Origin of the sequence: Neisseria lisongii, assembly GCF_028463985.1 — a bacterium.
Taxonomy (GTDB): Bacteria; Pseudomonadota; Gammaproteobacteria; order Burkholderiales; family Neisseriaceae; genus Neisseria; species Neisseria lisongii.
The window spans coordinates 1017641-1032620 of sequence record NZ_CP116766.1; the positions used below are offsets into that span (position 1 = coordinate 1017641).

12 protein-coding genes are annotated in these 14980 nt (G+C 50.7%); 1 reads left to right on the top strand and 11 read right to left on the bottom strand.

Going from position 1 to position 14980, the window contains the following annotated elements:
* Positions 1 to 24: 24 nt before the first annotated feature.
* From lepA to PJU73_RS04610, 11 genes are all read right to left on the bottom strand, one after another.
* On the bottom strand, positions 25 to 1818 hold the full coding sequence (gene lepA, locus PJU73_RS04560) for a translation elongation factor 4 (protein WP_237090524.1): 1794 nt from the start codon (positions 1816 to 1818) through the stop codon (positions 25 to 27).
* A gap of 152 nt (positions 1819 to 1970) precedes the next feature.
* Entirely contained in the window at positions 1971 to 2672 is a 702-nt protein-coding gene (mtnN, locus tag PJU73_RS04565) for a 5'-methylthioadenosine/S-adenosylhomocysteine nucleosidase (protein ID WP_237090525.1), read from the bottom strand.
* Between the two features lie 86 nt (positions 2673 to 2758).
* Positions 2759 to 3421, bottom strand: coding sequence for a sulfate/molybdate ABC transporter ATP-binding protein (locus tag PJU73_RS04570; RefSeq protein ID WP_237090526.1), 663 nt, complete (start codon positions 3419 to 3421; stop codon positions 2759 to 2761).
* Positions 3422 to 4096: a molybdate ABC transporter permease subunit gene (gene modB / locus PJU73_RS04575; protein WP_237090527.1), complete on the bottom strand. Its 675-nt coding sequence runs from the start codon at positions 4094 to 4096 to the stop codon at positions 3422 to 3424.
* A 94-nt stretch (positions 4097 to 4190) separates the two neighbouring features.
* Complete coding sequence (gene alaS / locus PJU73_RS04580; protein WP_237090528.1) at positions 4191 to 6812, bottom strand: alanine--tRNA ligase; 2622 nt, start codon at positions 6810 to 6812, stop codon at positions 4191 to 4193.
* 548 nt (positions 6813 to 7360) lie between these two features.
* Positions 7361 to 8623 (bottom strand): flavodoxin-dependent (E)-4-hydroxy-3-methylbut-2-enyl-diphosphate synthase, encoded by a 1263-nt coding sequence (ispG, locus tag PJU73_RS04585; RefSeq protein ID WP_237090529.1) that lies wholly within the window; start codon positions 8621 to 8623, stop codon positions 7361 to 7363.
* A 66-nt stretch (positions 8624 to 8689) separates the two neighbouring features.
* Positions 8690 to 9265 (bottom strand): type IV pilus biogenesis/stability protein PilW, encoded by a 576-nt coding sequence (pilW, locus tag PJU73_RS04590; RefSeq protein WP_237090530.1) that lies wholly within the window; start codon positions 9263 to 9265, stop codon positions 8690 to 8692.
* Positions 9265 to 10362, bottom strand: a complete 1098-nt coding sequence (gene rlmN, locus PJU73_RS04595) for a dual-specificity RNA methyltransferase RlmN (RefSeq protein WP_237090531.1) — start codon at positions 10360 to 10362, stop codon at positions 9265 to 9267. The genes pilW and rlmN overlap by 1 nt, the downstream gene beginning before the upstream one ends.
* Before the next feature lie 251 nt (positions 10363 to 10613).
* Complete coding sequence (gene ndk / locus PJU73_RS04600) at positions 10614 to 11039, bottom strand: nucleoside-diphosphate kinase (RefSeq protein ID WP_237090532.1); 426 nt, start codon at positions 11037 to 11039, stop codon at positions 10614 to 10616.
* A gap of 187 nt (positions 11040 to 11226) precedes the next feature.
* On the bottom strand, positions 11227 to 12372 hold the full coding sequence (gene zapE / locus PJU73_RS04605) for a cell division protein ZapE (protein WP_237090533.1): 1146 nt from the start codon (positions 12370 to 12372) through the stop codon (positions 11227 to 11229).
* Positions 12373 to 13144: 772 nt separating this feature from the next.
* Complete coding sequence (locus tag PJU73_RS04610; protein ID WP_237090534.1) at positions 13145 to 13477, bottom strand: hypothetical protein; 333 nt, start codon at positions 13475 to 13477, stop codon at positions 13145 to 13147.
* A 60-nt stretch (positions 13478 to 13537) separates the two neighbouring features.
* Between PJU73_RS04610 and PJU73_RS04615 the strand changes: the two genes are divergently transcribed.
* On the top strand, positions 13538 to 14482 hold the full coding sequence (locus PJU73_RS04615) for a YadA-like family protein (RefSeq protein ID WP_272607651.1): 945 nt from the start codon (positions 13538 to 13540) through the stop codon (positions 14480 to 14482).
* Positions 14483 to 14980 lie beyond the last annotated feature (498 nt).

The following is a 14980-nucleotide window of genomic DNA, read 5'->3' on the forward strand; positions in this document are numbered from 1 at the left end:
AAAATGCTGCTCTCAGACTTTGCCTTATTTATCGCTCACCTGCAAAATCGCCAAGAATGCACTTTGCGGAATTTCCACATTACCCACCTGTTTCATGCGGCGTTTGCCGGCTTTTTGTTTTTCCAACAGTTTTTTCTTACGGGTAATATCGCCGCCGTAACATTTCGCCAAAACGTTTTTGCGCAGGGCTTTGACGTTTTCACGGGCGATAATCTGGCTGCCGATGGCCGCCTGCACGGCAATATCGAACATCTGGCGGGGAATCAGTTCGCGCATTTTGGAAGCCAGTTCCCGACCTCGGTGAACGGCGCTTTGGCGGTGGACAATCAGGCTTAATGCGTCCACTTTTTCGCCGTTTACCATGATATCGAGTTTGATCAAATCAGACGGTTGGAATTCTTTAAACTGGTAATCCAAAGAAGCGTAGCCTCGGGAAGTGGATTTGAGTTTGTCGAAAAAGTCCATCACCACTTCGTTCATCGGCAAATCGTAGGTCAGCATTACTTGGCGACCCATATACTGCATATTGACCTGCACGCCCCGTTTTTGGTTGCACAGCGTCATCACGTTGCCGACATATTCCTGCGGCACCAGAATGGTGGCGGTGATAATCGGCTCTAAAATGGTTTCAATGCTGCCGATGTCGGGCAGTTTGGACGGATTTTCCACTTCGATGGTTTCGCCGTTTTTCAAAACGACTTCGTAAACCACGGTCGGCGCTGTGGTAATCAAATCCATATCGAATTCGCGTTCCAAACGCTCCTGCACGATTTCCAAGTGCAGCAAGCCCAAGAAACCGCAGCGGAAACCGAACCCCAACGCCTGCGATACTTCCGGCTCGAATTTCAGCGAAGCATCGTTGAGCTGGAGTTTTTCCAAAGCGTCCCGCAGGGCTTCGTAGTCGTGGCTTTCCACGGGATAAAGACCGGCAAATACCTGACTTTGCACTTCTTGGAAACCGGGCAGCGGTTTGTCGGCAGGCCGTGCCGCCAGCGTGATGGTGTCGCCGACTTTCGCCGAACCCAATTCTTTAATGCCGGTAATCAGAAAGCCCACTTCACCGGCTTTCAATTCCTGTTTCTGCACCGATTTCGGGGTAAACACGCCCAACTGCTCGACTTGGGTTTCGGCTTTGGTACTCATAAACTGAACTTTGTCTTTCAGTTTCAGACGGCCTTCTTTCACCCGAATCAACATCACCACGCCGACATAATTGTCAAACCACGAGTCGATAATCATCGCCTGCAGCGGCGCATCTTCATCGCCTTCGGGCGCAGGGATTTTGGCGATGATTTCTTCCAAAACATCTTCCACACCGAGACCGCTTTTGGCGGAACACTGCACTGCACCCACAGCGTCAATGCCGATAATGTCTTCGATTTCCTGTTCGACACGCTCGGGATCGGCGGCCGGCAGGTCGATTTTATTCAATACCGGCACCACTTCCACCCCCAAATCAATGGCGGTATAGCAGTTGGCAACGGTTTGCGCTTCCACGCCTTGGGAAGCGTCCACCACCAGCAGCGCACCTTCGCAGGCAGACAGCGAACGGGAAACTTCGTAGGAAAAATCGACGTGTCCGGGGGTATCGATGAGATTGAGCTGATAAGTTTGGCCGTCTCTGGCTTTATAGTTGAGCGCAGCGGTTTGGGCTTTGATGGTAATCCCCCGCTCTTTTTCAATATCCATGGAATCCAGCACCTGCGTGCTCATTTCGCGCAGCTCCAAGCCGCCGCAGTATTGAATGAAGCGGTCGGCCAGCGTGGATTTACCGTGGTCGATGTGGGCAATGATGGAGAAATTTCGGATATTTTTCATCTTATTGTCGTTGTAACAGGTTGAATGTTTGAAAAGGCCGTCTGAAAAAACAAAGCGAGTTTCAGACGGCCTCTTCCGAATAGGTTTGAACAGCTCGCTATTTTAGCGGAAATTTACTGTTTTTGCATGATTTTCTTTATGTCCGGACGCAGTTACAGTTTCGCCGCCAGTGCCGTAACCATATCGGCGGAAGACACCGCAGCGGTTTTCAGAAATTCCTCAAAACTGATATCCGCTTTTTCGTCCGCCGAATCGGAAACCGCACGCACCACCACAAACGGCACGTCCAACTGATGGCAGGTTTGGGCAATCGCCGCTGCCTCCATTTCCACTGCTTTCACTTCGGGAAAATGCGCCCGAATCGCTGCCACGCCTTCGCTGCTGTGAACAAACTGATCGCCGCTGACAATCATGCCCGCCGTTACCGCAGCCCCTTCAAACGCCGCCGCAGCCTGCGTTGCCGCCACCATCAGCGCCTCATCGCTGCGGTAAGCCGCAGGCAGACCCGGCACTTGCCCCCACTGATAGCCGAAAGCGGTTACATCGACATCGTGGTGCGCCACTTCATGACCAATCACCACATCGCCGACTTTCAAACCGGCACCAATGCCGCCGGCGCTGCCGGTATTAATCACGCATTCGGGCGCAAACTGCTGCACCACCCACGCTGTCGCCACCGCTGCATTAACCTTGCCGATGCCGCTTTTCACCAAAATCATCCGCTTGCCGCCAAAGCCGCCTTCGTAGGCTTCAAACACGCCGAACGTATACCGCTGCGGCGCTTCCAAGCGGCTGCGCAGCAATTCGATTTCCTGTTCCATCGCACCGATCACGGCGATTGTTTTCGGGTTCATCATCATTCCTTTTATTGTTTAATTTGAGCGAAACCGCCAAATATTTCAGATATTTTTCACAACAGGCCGTCTGAAAATCCACCGTTTCAGAGCGGCACAAAACCTGTTTTATGTAATACACCGTTTTCCATCTGCCACACTTCTTCCGCCAGCACCGCCGCATCTTCCGCATCATGCGTAACCACCATCATCGGCACGCCGCTGCGCTGCTGTATTTGCAATACTTCGGCACGCATGGCCTGCCGCAAATCGGCATCCAAAGCGGAAAACGGCTCGTCCAACAGCAATAATTGCGGCTCGACAATCAAGGTGCGTGCCAAAGCCGTACGCTGCTGCTGCCCGCCCGAAATTTGGTGCGGATACAGATGGGCAACCGCTTCAAGCTGCAGCAGCGACAGCCAGTGTTGCGCTTTTTCAGACGGCCTTTTTGCCGGATTGCGCCACGATTGCACACAGCCGAAATCGATATTCTGCGCCACCGTCAAATGGGGAAACAGGGCGTAATTCTGAAACAGCAGCCCCACTCTGCGGCGGCGTGCCGCCACATCGGTTTGAGCGTCAAACCAAGTTTCTCCGTTAAAACGGATATGACCGCCGTCGGGCTGCAACAATCCTGCCAACAGCTGCAGCAGCAGGCTTTTTCCCGAACCGGAACGCCCGACCACCGCCAGTCGGGCGGTATCCGACTGCAAACGGACATTCAGCCCGAATGCCCCCTGTTTTTTCTGCAGCACAATATCAAACCGCATTTACCGCTCCCGACTCCGTATCCTCATCAAACGCCCCGCCGCCAGCAGCACCGCAATACACAGCAGCGATACAGCCGCCACCAGTGCATTTGCCAAGGCTTCATCGCCCGCCTGCACGGCTTCGTAAATCGCAATCGACAGCGTCTGCGTTTCGCCCGGAATGCTGCCGGCAATCATCAGCGTAGCACCGAATTCGCCCAAAGCACGGGCAAACGCCAGCAAAATGCCCGACAAAATCCCCCGCCACGCCAGAGGCAGGCTGATCCGGAAAAAAACGGCGCAGCGGCTCAAGCCCAACACTTTTGCCGCCTGTTCCAACTGCGGATCGACTTCTTCAAAAGCCGCCCGTGCCGGTTTGAAAATCAGCGGAAACGTTACCGCCACCGCCGCCAACACTGCACCCTGCCAAGTAAAAATCAGATGAATGCCGAAACTCTGTTCCAGCCAGCGCCCCAAAGCACTGTTGCGCCCGAACGCCACCAACAGATAATAGCCCAGCACCGTCGGCGGTAACACCATCGGCAAGGTCAGCAGCGTATCCAGCAGCGAGCGCCCCCAAAACCGGCAACGGGCAAACGCAAATCCCGCCGCCACCGCCAGCAGCGTATTGAGCAGCGTGGCCGTTGCCGCAATTTTCAGCGACAGCAGCAGAGTGGTGATTAGCGGGATATTCATCTTTCAATCGGGAAAAATGCCGTCTGAAAACCGGAGAACACTGCGCTTCGCAACACGCTGTTTCCCGATTTTCAGACGGCATCAAGCAAGGTTTTTAAATCAAAGCGGCAACCCAGGCTTCAATCGAAGCGAGCATTTGCGGCAATTTCGCCGCATCGCTGCCGCCAGCCTGCGCCAAATCCGGACGGCCGCCGCCTTTGCCGCCGATCTGTTCTGCGGCAAATTTCACCAAATCGCCCGCTTTGACTTTTGCCATCAGCGGTTTGGATACACCGGCGCACAACGATACTTTTTCGCCGTTTACCGCTGCCAGCAAAACCACGGCTTGGTCGGATTTTCCGGTTAAATCGGTTACGATTTCACGCAATGCGCCTGCATCGGCTTCGATTTGGGCGGCAACCAGTTTGGCTGCACCCAAGTCTTTGGCGTTTTCCAGCAGTTTGGCACCGGCATAAACCGCCAATTCGGCTTTGGCTTTTGCCAAATCTTTTTCCAAGGCTTTGCTTTGGGCGGCATTGGCTTGGATTTTCGCCAACACGTCTTTTTCGGTTTGCGCTTTGACTTCGCCGATCACGTCTTTAATCAAACGCTCTTGGTTTTGCGCCCATTTCAAGGCGTTCAGGCCGGTAATCGCTTCGACACGGCGCACGCCTGCGGCAATGCCGCCTTCGGAAATGATTTTGAACAGACCGATGTCGCCGGTGCGGGAAACGTGAGTACCGCCGCATAATTCGGTTGAAAAATCACCCATTTTCAAGACACGCACTTCGTCGCCGTATTTTTCGCCGAACAGCATCATTGCGCCGGTTTTTTGGGCATCTTCCATGCTCATAATGGCGGCTTCCACGGCCACGTTTGCCAGAATCGCTTCATTGACACGACGTTCCACTTCGGCGATTTCTTCAGCAGTTACCGCCTGCGGGTGGGAAATATCGAAACGGGTCGATTCGGCGGTAACCAGCGAGCCTTTCTGCTCGACATGGCTGCCCAATACATCGCGCAGGGCTTTGTGCATCAAGTGGGTGGCGCTGTGGTTGCGCATATTGGCATTGCGGATATCGTTGTCGATTTTGGCGGTAATGGCATCGCCGACTTTCAGACGACCTGCAACCTGCACACCGAACTGGCCGAATACGGCGGCTTTGATTTTCTGCGTATCACGCACTTCAAAGCGGTTTTCTCCGGCAAAAATATAGCCGACATCACCGATTTGGCCGCCCGATTCGGCGTAAAACGGTGTGAAATCAATCACCACTGCGCCGCTTTCTCCTTCTGCCAACTCGTTTACCGCTTCGCCGTCTTTATAGAGCGCCAATACGGAAGCCTCGGTTTGGCGTTCGGTATAGCCTTTAAATTCAGTGTCTTTGCCTTCGTATCCCAACTGGGTATTGGCTTTGAAACTTTGGGCGGCACGGGCGCGGTTGCGCTGTGCTTCCATTTCCCGCTCGAAGCCTGCTTCATCCAATTCGATGTTGCGTTCCCGGCAAATATCGGCGGTTAAGTCGTATGGAAAACCGTAGGTGTCGTAAAGTTTGAAGATGATTTCGCCGTCAAGTTTTTTGCTGTCTTTTGCCAAAGCGTTTTCCAGTAAAGCCATGCCGGTTTCCAAAGTTTGGGCAAAGCGGCTTTCTTCGTTTTTCAGGGCTTCTTCGATTTGCGCCTGTTTTTCTTTCAGTTCAGGATAGGCATCGCCCATTTCTTTCACCAAATCCGGCACCAGTTTGTGGAAAAACGGCTGGTTTTGACCGAGTTTGTAACCGTGGCGCACGGCACGGCGGATAATGCGGCGCAATACATAACCCCGGCCTTCATTGCCCGGCAATACGCCGTCGGCAATCAGGAACGAGCAGGAACGGATATGGTCGGCAATCACTTTCAGGCTCGGCTCGTCCATGCTGAATGCAGCGCCGGTTTCCCGTGCCACGGCTTTGAGCAGGCCTTGGAACAGGTCGATTTCGTAGTTGCTGTGTACGCCCTGCATTACGGCCGCCATGCGCTCCAAACCCATGCCGGTATCGACAGACGGTTTCGGCAACGGATTCATGTTGCCCTGTTCGTCCCGATTGTATTGCATGAATACGCAGTTCCAAATTTCAATCCAGCGGTCGCCGTCTTCTTCCGGGCTGCCGGGAATGCCGCCCCAGATTTCTTCACCGTGATCGTAGAAAATTTCGGAACACGGGCCACAGGGGCCGGTGTCGCCCATCTGCCAGAAGTTGTCGGACGCATAACGGCCGCCTTTGTTGTCGCCGATACGGACGATTCTGTCGGCGGGCATACCGATTTCGTTGAGCCAGATGTTGTAGGCTTCATCGTCTTCGGCGTAAACCGTTGCCAGCAGTTTTTCTTTCGGCAAATTGAGCCATTCTTTGCCGGTCAGAAAACCCCATGCGAAGTGGATGGCATCACGTTTGAAATAGTCGCCGAACGAGAAATTGCCCATCATCTCAAAAAAGGTATGATGGCGGGCGGTGTAGCCAACGTTTTCCAAGTCGTTGTGTTTACCGCCGGCACGCACGCATTTTTGGGCGGTGGTGGCACGGTTGTACGGGCGTTTGTCAAAGCCTAAGAACACATCTTTAAACTGGTTCATACCGGCATTGGTAAACAGCAGGGTCGGGTCGTCGTGCGGCACCAGCGAAGACGAGCGGACGATTTGGTGTTGGTGTTGTTCGAAATATTTCAGGAATTTTTGACGCAGTTCGGAGGTTTTCATAGTCGTTTCTGTCTGTATCAGTAATCGGTATGCCGCTTTGCGGCGGCGGTCTGTTTTAAAAATAAAATACGGAAATCAAACGGTTTTCAGACGGCCTTGGGGTTGCTGCAGGCCGTCTGAAAAGCGGTAGGCATCAAGCCGCTATCTTACCGCAAATCTGCCAGCCAAGCCAAGCAGACGGCGATTCCGACTGCTCTGAAAATTCGCTATTGTGAGTTTGCTATAGCACATTAACCAAAAACGTTTTACAACTCAAGTAAGCCACCCTTCCCCTAGCCCCTTCCCGCCAGCGGGACGGGGAATCGGGTGTAGCGTGCTTGCCTAAGCATACACGTGTTCTTTAAATTCCACAGGAATGCCGTCTGAAAACCGTAGGTTTCGCCAAAATGAGCGAAGCGAGTTTCTGCGAAGCTAAAACTCATACAATGAGTTTCTGCGCAGCTAAAACCGTAGGTTTCGCTAAAATCGGGAAAAGGTAGCTTGCGGCGTTATAATACTTTTAAAGTGAATTCACTATATATACCCGTTTTCAGACGGCCTCTGTCGTTTTACAGCGGCTGAATCGGAATCATGCGGTTTTGGCGTTTGGCTCCGTTTTCGCCGTAATTGGTTTTCACATAATCTTCGACAATCTGTAAAAACTCGGCGGCGATATGGTCGCCTTTCAGGGTTACTTTGCGTTCGCCGTCCACATAAACCGGCGCAACCGGCGTTTCGCCTGTACCCGGCAAGCTGATGCCGATGTCCGCCAGTTTGCTCTCACCCGGTCCGTTGACCACGCAGCCCATCACTGCCACGTTCAGCGATTCTACGCCGGGGTAAATATTGCGCCATACCGGCATTTTTTGGCGCAGATAGTTTTGCACATCTCTTGCCAACTCTTGGAACACTGTGCTGGTGGTGCGGCCGCAGCCCGGACAGGCGGTTACCATCGGGGTAAACGAACGCAATCCCATGGTTTGCAGAATTTCCTGACCGACCACCACTTCCTGCGTACGCGGGCTGCCCGGTTCGGGCGTGAGCGAAATGCGGATGGTGTCGCCGATGCCTTCCTGCAGCAATACCGACAGCGCAGCGGTGGAAGCGACAATGCCTTTGCTGCCCATGCCCGCTTCGGTCAAACCCAAATGCAGCGGATAGCGGCAACGGCTGCCCAGTTCCCGATAAACCTGAATCAAATCCTGAACGGCGCTGACTTTGCACGACAAAATGATTTTGTTTTCCGGCAAGCCCAAATCTACGGCTTTTTGTGCCGATTCCAGCGCCGACACAATCAGCGCTTCTTTCATCACTTCATCGGGCGACTTGGGTGCAGCGGAAGCCAAATTGACATCCATCATGCGTTTGGCTAGGCTCTGATCCAGCGATCCCCAGTTTACGCCGATACGCACGGCTTTATTGTTTTCGGCCGCTGTGCGGATCATAAAGGCAAATTTTTCATCGCCTTTTGCACCTTTGCCGACATTGCCCGGGTTAATCCGGTATTTCGCCAGCGCTTTGCCGCATTCGGGAAATTCTGCCAGCAGGCGTTCGCCGTTGAAATGGAAATCGCCGATCAACGGCGTGGTATAGCCCATATCGTCCAAACGCTGGCGGATTTCCGCTACTTTTGATGCCGCTTCGGGGCTGTTTACCGTAATCCGCACCATTTCCGAACCGGCATCGCTTAATTCTTTGATCTGTTGCGCAGTGGCGGCGGCATTTGCAGTATCGGTATTGGTCATCGACTGCACCACCACCGGCGCTGCCGAGCCGACAACGATATGGTCTATGCTTACTTGATGGGTTTCTCGCCGCTGAATGGTTTTCATTTGATTTGTCCTAAGCCTGCGGAATACACTGTTTCCGCTGTGGTTTTGATGATGGGTGTGTCCGGTTTATTTGCGTTCTGCACCATGTTCCGAGGCCGTCTGAATTTGCAGCAATGCCGCTTGCGCCGCTGCGAAATCCGGCCGCAGCGCCAATGCCTGTTTCAAAGCCTGTTCTGCTTCTGCCGCCAGCCCCATGCGACCGCTGCAAATACCTTTGTTGAGATACGCAATATGCGGCGTAGGATAAGTCGGATCGGCAAGTGCTTTATTAAAATGAGGTAATGCCGCTTCAGGGCGGTTCAGACTGTTGCAGACAAACCAGCCGTAATTATTATTGATTTCAGCACTGTTCGGCTGCAACGCCAACGCACGATCGAAACTTTCCTGCGCTTTATTGTTGAGATTGAGATACTGATAAATTTGAGCCCGCACCAGCCATGCGGTGCTGCTGTTGCGGTCGAAACGGACGGCGGCTTCGATGTTGTCGGTGGCATTTCGGTAATCGCCGGCATTCATATACGCCAACGCCAAACGGGTTTTGATGTCCGCCATACGGGCATCACGTTCGGATACGTTCACGCCCGACATGGCGGCACAACCTGCCAGCAGCAACACTGCCCACAACCACTTTCCGCCTTTCATCAACTGCCTTTCTGTTCCACAATAATCTGCTGCCATTTCTGCTGGCGGCGGGTTTTGTCCTGCACCTGCCCCGCCAGTTGGCCACAGGCGGCATCAATATCGTCGCCCCGTGTTTTGCGCACCGTAACCACAAACCCTGCCTGTTGCAGAATATCTCTGAATACTCTGATATTTTCGTTGCTGGAACGTTCGTAGCCCGAATTGGGAAACGGGTTAAACGGAATCAGGTTGAATTTGCACGGCACATCTTTAACCAGTTCAATCAATTCCCGTGCATGTTGGGCTTTGTCGTTGATGCCGTCCAGCATCACATATTCAAACGTGATGAAATCTCTCGGCGCTTTCACCAGATAACGCTGACACGCCGCCATCAGTTCTTTCAGCGGATATTTTTTGTTCAGCGGCACAATTTCATCACGCACTTGGTCGTTAGAAGCATGCAGCGACACTGCCAACGCCACCGGCACGGCATCACGCAGCCTGTCCATCTGTGGCACCATGCCCGAAGTGGAAACCGTTACCCGACGGCGGCTCAAGCCGTAGCCGTGGTCGTCAAGCATAATATTAAGCGCCGTTACCACATTGTCAAAGTTCGCCAGCGGCTCGCCCATGCCCATCATCACCACATTGGAAATCACCCGCTCGTTTTTCGGGGTAACGCCCATGGCCTTATTCGCCCACCACAGTTGGCCGATGATTTCAGCTGCCGTCAGATTGCGGTTGAAGCCTTGGCGGCCGGTCGAGCAAAACGTGCATTCCAAAGCACAGCCGACCTGAGAGGAAATACACAGCGTTCCCCGTTCGGCTTCGGGGATAAAGACCGTTTCCACGCCATTACCCGTTCCGACATCGAGCAGCCATTTGCGTGTACCGTCTGACGACTGCTGCGCCGTCATTAATTCCGGCACGCCGACCACTGCCTGTTCGTTGAGTTTTTGGCGCAGCGATTTTGCCAAATCCGTCATCTCATCAAAATCCGCCGCCGCACCTTGGTGCATCCAACGCATAACCTGTTTGGCACGGAACGGTTTTTCGCCCATTCGGGCAAAATGTTCGGTCAGGCCGTTTAAATCAAAATTCAGTAGATTGGTTTTCATGTATTCTTAGTAGGTTTAAGCCGGCAATCATCTGCCGTTTATGGTTAATTTTGCCGTTCAATAAAATAAAACCCTGCATATCAATACAAGACCTTATTTTATTGAAGGCCGTCTGAAAATGCCGTCTGAAAAGAGAAAACCCGAAAACCTGTATCCGCAAGCCCAAGAGCGGCTGCGGATACAGGTTTTCGGCTGCCTGAGTATCGGCGGAATACGGACTTTCCGCTTTTCAGACGGCCTGTTTGCCGGTTTTAGCGGGAACAGATTTCGCTTTGGCTGAAGAAATAAGCGATTTCGATGGCTGCGTTTTCCAAGCTGTCCGAACCGTGTACGGCGTTTTCACCCAAAGAGTTGGCAAAGTCGGCACGGATGGTACCGGCTGCCGCTTCAGCCGGATTGGTTGCACCCATCAATTCACGGTTTTTGGCAACGGCGTTTTCGCCTTCCAACACCTGAATCATCACCGGACCACTGGTCATAAATTCCACCAGTTCGCCGAAAAACGGACGCTCTTTATGCACGGCGTAAAAATCCTGCGCTTCACGTTTGCTCAGATGTTTCATCTTGGCTGCCACGATGCGCAGACCGTTGTCCTCAAAACGGCTGTAAATTTTACCAATCACGTTTTTCGCAACCGCATCAGGTTTAACAATAGAAATGGTACGTTCAATAGCCATTTTCTTTCCTTTATATTAAGTGGTTGATTATTATATCTTGTTTTCCAAGACAGTTATTCAAGGCGGAAACCGCCATTTTATAGCGAAACGCATTTGTTTTCCAGATAGGGCAAACTTGTGCCGCACCGGAAAACAAGGCATTTTCACAATGATTGAAACAGGCAACCGGCGCTGCCGGCCGCACGCTTTATGCTTTCGCCTTGCTCAAAGTCAGGTGCGGCTGCGCCAAATAGGCTTCCGACTGCATTTCGGTCATACGGCTGGCGGTACGGGTAAATTCTTCGGCAAAATCGCCTTCGATATAAATATCGTCCACCGCTACCTCGCCCGTTGCACACAATTTCACTCTGAAATCGTATAAAACGTCAATCAGCCAAGTCAAACGGCGGGCTTCTGCTTTTTCCTGCGGCGTTAAGCGTTCCAAACCCGACACAAACACAATTTCATAATGTTCTGCCAGATACAGATAATCCGCCTGCGATCTCGGGCCGAAACACAAAGCACGGAAATCAAACCATATCGCATGATCCGCTTTCGCCTTGTGCGGAATATCCCGACCATGAATCACGCTGATGCCCGGATTGAGCTCTGCCAAACCCGACATTTCGCAGAACAGTTCTTCCAGCTTCTGCTCGTTTTCCTGATTATTCGGCACAAAAAAGATTTCCGCAGGCTTGAGCGTACGCAGGCGGTAATCCTCGCCGCCGTCCACATTCAACACCGTCAAACTCGACTCAATCAGCGCAATCGTCGGCAAAAAACTGCTGCGGTTCTGCCCCTGCGGGTAAAGTTCGGACGGTGCATAATTGGAAGTGGCCACCAATACCAAGCCCTCGCCCAACAGATTTTCCAGCAAACGCCCCAAAATCATCGCATCGGCAATATCGCTGACGTGAAATTCATCGAAACACAAAACCCGTGTTTCCTTCGCAATTTCCGCCGCCACCGCCTTCAGCGGATTGGCCTCGCTTTTCAAGCCTTTCAGCCGCTCGTGGATTTCCGCCATAAACGCATGAAAATGCACCCGGCGTTTGCGTTTATACGGCAAACAGCCGAAAAAAGCATCCATCAAAAAACTCTTGCCCCTGCCGACACCGCCGTAAAAATACAGCCCTTTAGGCACTTGCGGCGAACGCAGGCTGCGCCCTAAAAAACGGTTGCGCTTGCGTTTAAACATCATCAATTCGGTCCACAACCGATCCAGATATTCAATCGCCATTTCCTGAGCCTTATCGCTGATAAAGCCCGGCTGCTGCGCCGCCGCCTGATACCAGCTCAAAGGGCTGTGATTGCCGAAAGCCGGCGGCACAAAAAGATTTTCTCTATCGCTCATTCTTTAACCTTATTTGAATAATCGGCCGCTATTATATAGCGGTTCAAGATTTTCCGATACAAAGCAACTGCACACTGCATGCCGCATCATTATATCGATTGCCGCTTATCCAAATACAGCAAATTAAAACACATCACCGGGCCGAGTTTCCCAAGCGGCAACACAGCCCGTTTACCCAAACACCGTTTTCAGACGGCATGCGTGTTTATATCACATATTTCCCGCCGCCGTCATCGCCATTTCACCAAATTCGCAACGTATTTTTTTAGAAAAACCAAATGTTTATGTATTAATAAACAATCTATCCAATCATGCCAATCGATATAACTATCGTTAAAATACTGAATTTTCTGCGCAAGTCAATAACCTACAATCCACATAACCGAGCAACCGCACCCATTCTCCAGCTTACACACTTGAGCCTAACTAAAGCCAAACTGTAGCACCTAAGGTTATTCCAACTATAAATTCATCTCAGGTAGCACGACAACCTTACATAAACTGATGACATACAAAGCAAATTTAGAATACATACTCAAAAATCAGTTATCCCGACATAATTTAGCACTTTCGATGTTAACATTATTTTATTATTTATTTACAAAATTTTTCGCAAAAAAAAAAAAAAAAAAAAAAAAAAAAAAAAAAAAAACGTAACAAACCGGACTATATAATCATTGAAAATTTACACTCAAAATCAGTTTTCACACCCAAATCTACATGACTGGTTAACTTGATTTGACACTGTAAATTTTTTTAACAGGCTGACGGGTCAAGTCAGCACTTGATAATTAATTTTTTGAAAAGGCCTTTCAACGATGAAAATTACAACTGCTAAAACCACTTTATCCGTTGTTATTGCCGCCTTGTGCGCAAACAACGCTTTTGCCGAAAATGCTGCTCCTCTTGATGGTACTACCACTTCGGCCCCAAATACCATCGTACTTACCGCTCCACCGGCTGAGACAAAGACAAAAGCAATTATTGGCTTTGATGTCCCATATGTTAAATTGCCAACAGTGGATACTTCTGCGTTAGACAACGCTACTGCCCTCCCAGGCCTTAAAGTAATTCCAAAAAAGTCGTTATCGATCCAACTACCCATGCTGCCACTCTGACTGTTGCTGCTGTTCCAAGTGAAGCACCGTCCGTAATAGATAATCCTTTGAATTTGCCTCTTGTGAATGAAGATAAACCAACTTTGGATGTCGATGCCCTGAAACCGGCAATTGCAGCTGAAAAACCTGTTCTGAGTCTTGATAAACCAACTCTGAATATCGACAACCTGAAAGCAGAAATCGCAAAAGGCGACACTAAAATTATCGCTAAAAATCCTGTTTTGAATCCAAAAACCAATACTGCTGTTGTCCCTGTTGCAGCTGTTCCTAACACGAACAACTTAACTGCTGAAAAACCAACTTTGGATACACTCAACTACCCTGGTTCTATCCATGAGTTAGTTGACCAATTCCACACTGCAGCTATTGAAGCCAATGCAGATAATATCACTGCCAACAAAGCCGCTATTGAAGCTAATACCATTAACATTACTGCTAATGCTATTGCTACCAATAAAAACACTGCCGGTGTAGCTGCCAATGCAGATAATATCACTGCCAACAAAGCCGCTATTGAAGCTAATGCCATTAACATCAACACTAATGCTATTGCTACCAATAAAAACACCGCCGGTGTAGCTGCTAACAAAGCTGCTATCGCTACTAATGCCGCTGGCGTAGCTGAGAACAAAGCTGCTATCGACGCTAACACTGTTTCTATCACTCGCAACACAGCCGGCATCGCTGCTAATACTGCTGGTATCGCTGCCAACAGAGCTGCAATCGATCGCAATACGCAAGACATCAAAAATTTGAACAAAGACATGAAACGTGGTTTGGCCAGCACCGCTGCGCTGAACGGTCTGTTCCAACCATACCAAGTTGGCAAAGCTAACCTGACTGCTGCTGTGGGTGGTTTCAAATCTGAAACTGCATTGGCCATCGGTAGCGGCTACCGTTTCAATGAAAACCTTGCTGCCAAAGCAGGCGTGGCATTCAGCACCAGCGGTAGCGCTGCTGCTTACAATGTTGGCGTGAATTTTGAATGGTAATCCTTTGAAAATAGTTGAGTAATCAACATATTTTCAAACACAAAAAGAGCAGCTTTACAGCTGCTCTTTTTCTATTGGCATAAAATATCGAGGGAGAATATGACATCACAGCCCCCCCCCCTTCCCCTAATCTCTTCTCACCAGCGGGACGGGGAAGCGTGTAGCGTGCTTGCCTAAGCATGCCCGTGTTCTTTAAATTCTATCGTGAATTCACTTTAAAAGTATTACAGCGTTAGCTCACCTAGCCGTACTACCTGTACTGTCTGCGGCTCGCCGCCTTGTACTACTTTTAAAGTGAATCCACTATACATGAATGCCGTTTAAAACGAGGGGAACGAGTTTCTGTGCAGCTAAAACCGTAGGTTTCGCTAAAATCGGGAAAAGGTGGTTTTCGTTGTGATACTTTTAAAGTGAATTTACTATATGCCTCAACATACACTGAGTTTGTTAATATTACATCTATGCCGTCTGAAAACAAGCGTAGTGTATCGCTCAACT

Excerpts from the sequence above, each read along its gene's own strand:
- mtnN (WP_237090525.1), bottom strand. The coding sequence starts at position 2,672 with ATGAACCCGAAAACAATCGCCGTGATCGGTGCGATGGAACAGGAAATC.
- pilW (WP_237090530.1), bottom strand. The coding sequence starts at position 9,265 with ATGAAAGGCGGAAAGTGGTTGTGGGCAGTGTTGCTGCTGGCAGGTTGT.
- rlmN (WP_237090531.1), bottom strand. The coding sequence starts at position 10,362 with ATGAAAACCAATCTACTGAATTTTGATTTAAACGGCCTGACCGAACAT.
- ndk (WP_237090532.1), bottom strand. The coding sequence starts at position 11,039 with ATGGCTATTGAACGTACCATTTCTATTGTTAAACCTGATGCGGTTGCG.
- modB (WP_237090527.1), bottom strand. The coding sequence starts at position 4,096 with ATGAATATCCCGCTAATCACCACTCTGCTGCTGTCGCTGAAAATTGCG.
- lepA (WP_237090524.1), bottom strand. The coding sequence starts at position 1,818 with ATGAAAAATATCCGAAATTTCTCCATCATTGCCCACATCGACCACGGT.
- PJU73_RS04570 (WP_237090526.1), bottom strand. The coding sequence starts at position 3,421 with ATGCGGTTTGATATTGTGCTGCAGAAAAAACAGGGGGCATTCGGGCTG.
- PJU73_RS04610 (WP_237090534.1), bottom strand. The coding sequence starts at position 13,477 with ATGGGTAGTTGGATCGATAACGACTTTTTTGGAATTACTTTAAGGCCT.
- alaS (WP_237090528.1), bottom strand. The coding sequence starts at position 6,812 with ATGAAAACCTCCGAACTGCGTCAAAAATTCCTGAAATATTTCGAACAA.
- ispG (WP_237090529.1), bottom strand. The coding sequence starts at position 8,623 with ATGAAAACCATTCAGCGGCGAGAAACCCATCAAGTAAGCATAGACCAT.
- zapE (WP_237090533.1), bottom strand. The coding sequence starts at position 12,372 with ATGAGCGATAGAGAAAATCTTTTTGTGCCGCCGGCTTTCGGCAATCAC.